The sequence below is a fragment of the Pseudomonas sp. SST3 genome (assembly GCF_003325755.1).
In genome coordinates this window covers 1-2,669 of record NZ_QORI02000202.1, presented here as the reverse complement: position 1 = coordinate 2,669, position 2,669 = coordinate 1, and the positions used below count along the sequence as shown (strand labels likewise).

Below are 2,669 nucleotides of genomic sequence, written 5' to 3'. Positions count from 1 at the left end.
ATGCCAGCATGGCTGAGATTACCGCGAGCGTTATCGAATATTACGAGCTTGCAGCCGAGGACAAAAAGGTAGAAATCGCGCTTTCAGGCGATGGGTCGGTACATGGCGATAAATCAATGCTAAGACGAGCCATCTCAAACATAGTCTCTAACGCAGTTCGGTATGCAGAGGAAGGCAGCACCATCAGCGTTGAAATAAGCGAGAGCGGTGCCTCGGTTTCCACAGCTATTTCCAACCGAGGTACAACAATTCCAGCCGAGCTTCAGGCCCGGGTGTTTGATCGGTTCTATAGGGTCGACACCGCAAGGCGCGAAGGTACCACCATGAATGCGGGCCTCGGCATGGCTATCACTCGTTCAATAGTGGAAGCGCACAAAGGACGCATCGCTTGCGAATCAGCTGAGGGGCACACGACTTTCACAATGACGCTTCCAAAGCTTATGTCTAGTTAAAAGCAGAGTGCCGACAACGACCCTGACCTACGCTTATAGAAATGCCCGGCTGAACCGAAAGAGGTCATGGCTTTCGAACCTGTATGTTGGTTCTGGAGGTTCCCGTGCAAGCGTCCTCATCGAGAAATTGCGGTACGACAGCCGCAGCGCTCAACGAAGCGTGCTTCTGCGTAAGCCTAGATCAAGCTGCGCTCGCAGACGCATTGACCGAACAGCTTGGGGATCCAGAGCTGTCGGAGCTATTGAAGGCACGTTGCCCCCATGTGTTTGCTGCACGACCGGTCTTTGTTTCATCCTTGCGGCTGCGCCAGGTGGGTGAGGTTATTCAGGCCATCGAGCGGACCGTCAGCTTGCCCGCTTGGCGTGAGCATGCTCTGGATTCTGCGCCCCCTATTGCGCGACACAATCCCCGGGGCGCGCGGAGCGTCTTCTTTGGCTACGATTTTCATTTGGATGAGGACAAGCTTGGCCTCATCGAAATAAACACAAATGCGGGCGGAGCGATGCTAAACGTATTGCTCGCCCGCGCGCAGCGCAGTTGTTGCAGCGGCGTAGTCGGGCTATCGCCGGGGCAGGACGGGCCCGGCGGCTTCGAGCAGTCGATTCTGGATATGTTCGCCCAGGAATGGTCTGCGAGCGGCGAGCAACGGCCACTCAAGCGTGTGGTCATCTTGGATGAAAGCCCACAAGCCCAATACCTGTACCCGGAGTTTCTCCTCTTTCAGCGGTTATTCGAGTCAGCAGGAATCGACTGCATAATCGCAGACCCAGCTGATCTGGCCTTTCACAACGATTGCCTCTTGATCGACGGAAAGCCTGTGGATCTCGTCTACAACCGACTCACCGATTTCTATTTGGAAGGCGACAATTGCAGCGCGCTGCGGAGCGCTTATTTAGCTGATGCCGTGACGGTAACGCCACACCCTCAGGCCTATGCTCTATACGCCGACAAACGCAGGCTGGTCGACCTAACCAACGCGCGCTTGTTGGAAGAGATTGGCGTTGATCCTCAGACCCGAGCCGCATTGGCCCACTACGTCCCGCTTACGGTCCCTGTCGAGCACCGCAATGCAGAGCACCTCTGGGACAACCGTCGCAGCCTCTTTTTCAAACCTGTCAGCGGGTTTGGTAGCCGCGGTGCGTACCGAGGAGAAAAGCTCACCAAGCGTGTGTGGGAAGAAATCGTTGGCGGAAACTACGTGGCCCAGTCCCTTGTAGTTCCTGGCGAGCGTAGAACCGTCGCCGACCCTCAGGTACGTGCGATGAAGTTTGACCTACGCGCGTACGCTTATGCTGGCAAGGTGCAGTGGAACGCTGCCAGGGTCTACCAAGGTCAGACGACCAACTTCCGAACGGAAGGGGGCGGCTTTGCTCCGGTGTTTACCTTAAGGGAGGAAGAGGAGCGAGCTGGTTCCACAGAGCGACGGTCGCACGCTTCGTTCACTTTCTTGCTCGACGAAGCCGGCGCCGTAGAGGAGCTGCCGCACCCGCTCTATCTGGCGTTGGTTCGAGCCGAAAGGGCTACCTCGAAGCTTGCCGGTAAGCGTTTTCGATTGGCAGACTGGTATGTGGCAATGGAAGACGGCCAACCGTCCAAAGTAATCCGAGAATGGTACGGCTGGGTAGCGTTCGACACAGATGGTGGTTACCGCCCTGAGGCTGATTCGCCGAAAAACGGCCAGTCGGAGAGTGTTGGCAATGTAGATTCATCCGCCCTTCCTACACCAGAAGAACACTATCGAATTGAAGCCCTGTTATTTCAAAGTGAATAAAGGCCTATCTGTACGCCCCAGAGGTACGTCTGGGGCGTACAGATTCAAGGTCGCGCTTAACTCAAGAGCCAGCGGCAGCAGTAGTTTTGTAAGCGTACGCCGAACTCACCTTGCGCGACTCAGGCCGGCGCCCACTGATGCGGCAGCAGTTGGCCGATCTCACTCGCCCGCTGCGTCGGCAGCCGTGTGAGTACGTCCTTAAGATAGGCATACGGATCATGCCCATTCATCCGCGCCGACTGGATCAGACTCATGATTGCTGCCGCGCGTTTGCCGCTGCGCAGTGATCCGGCAAACAACCAGTTCGAGCGTCCAAGGGCCCATGGCCGGATCTGGTTCTCGACCTGGTTGTTGTCGATGGGCACAGCGCCATCGTCCAGGTAGCGCGTCAGCGCTACCCAGCGTTTGAGGCTGTAATCCAAGGCTTTCGCCGTGGCTGAGCCGT

Annotated in this window: 3 protein-coding genes; 2 read left to right on the top strand and 1 reads right to left on the bottom strand. The window is 56.8% G+C overall.

Going from position 1 to position 2,669, the window contains the following annotated elements; translation table 11 throughout:
* Together DQ405_RS26565 and DQ405_RS26560 are read left to right on the top strand one after the other, a co-directional pair.
* A partial coding sequence (locus DQ405_RS26565) for an ATP-binding protein (protein ID WP_168426484.1) occupies positions 1-452 on the top strand: 452 nt, incomplete at its 5' end.
* Between the two features lie 104 nt (positions 453-556).
* Positions 557-2,224, top strand: coding sequence for a hypothetical protein (locus tag DQ405_RS26560; RefSeq protein WP_342030471.1), 1,668 nt, complete (start codon positions 557-559; stop codon positions 2,222-2,224).
* Positions 2,225-2,343: 119 nt separating this feature from the next.
* Here DQ405_RS26560 and DQ405_RS26555 read toward each other — a convergent pair.
* The coding region (locus tag DQ405_RS26555; RefSeq protein WP_168426482.1) for an IS66 family transposase at positions 2,344-2,669 on the bottom strand (326 nt) is incomplete at its 5' end.